Genomic DNA, 616 nt, shown 5'->3' with positions numbered 1-616 from the left:
CGTTGGCGGGTATTTAAATAATAAAAATTAATAATGCGAAAATTTTCTCTTGAAGATATCAAGTCTAAAGTAGACGAATTAGCTAATAAAATAAATGCTCCGAAAGATTTGCTGCCTGATTACGGTTCTTCCCGTGATTTCGCCTACCCTCATATTGAATTGGACAATCTAGGGCTACTCTCTTATGTGATTATTGAACGCGGGCAGGAATTAGAAAGAAAAGTGACAGATAAATTAGAAGAGTTACTTTATTGGATTTTTGACGATGTTACATTTTCTATGGCAATTAACTATGAGTTAGAAAATAGAATTGAAAATGAAGACGTCAGAAGAATTAGCTTTAAAAAGCAGGAAGAACTGCTAGAAGCTTTGGATGAATCTTGGGGACTTAAATGTAAGGAAGAACATACGCACATTTTAAAAAACCATCCATTTGACGACTTAGCAGGACTACGCGCCACATATTGTAGAGAATTAAGAGAGAAAGGCATTGCGGAAACTGAGATAAAAAAATTAGCCTACACAAAGTATCCAGAGAAATAGAAAAACACACGCCAACAAGGTATAAAAATCATTATTCGGCCGACGGCCTCACACGCTTTTTATACTAGCCGTT

1 protein-coding gene is annotated in these 616 nt (G+C 35.7%); it reads left to right on the top strand.

Translation table 11 applies throughout. The features are described 5' to 3' along the window. Positions 1–33 precede the first annotated feature (33 nt). The gene (locus I5M27_RS18475) at positions 34–543 is read left to right on the top strand and encodes an Imm63 family immunity protein (RefSeq protein ID WP_200507872.1); all 510 of its coding nucleotides are present in this window, start codon (positions 34–36) and stop codon (positions 541–543) included. Positions 544–616 lie beyond the last annotated feature (73 nt).

This window comes from Adhaeribacter terrigena (assembly GCF_016623615.1).
Classification (GTDB): domain Bacteria; phylum Bacteroidota; class Bacteroidia; order Cytophagales; family Hymenobacteraceae; genus Adhaeribacter_A; species Adhaeribacter_A terrigena.
The sequence above is the reverse complement of the archived record's forward strand: the minus strand, read 5'-3'. Positions and strand labels throughout refer to the sequence as shown.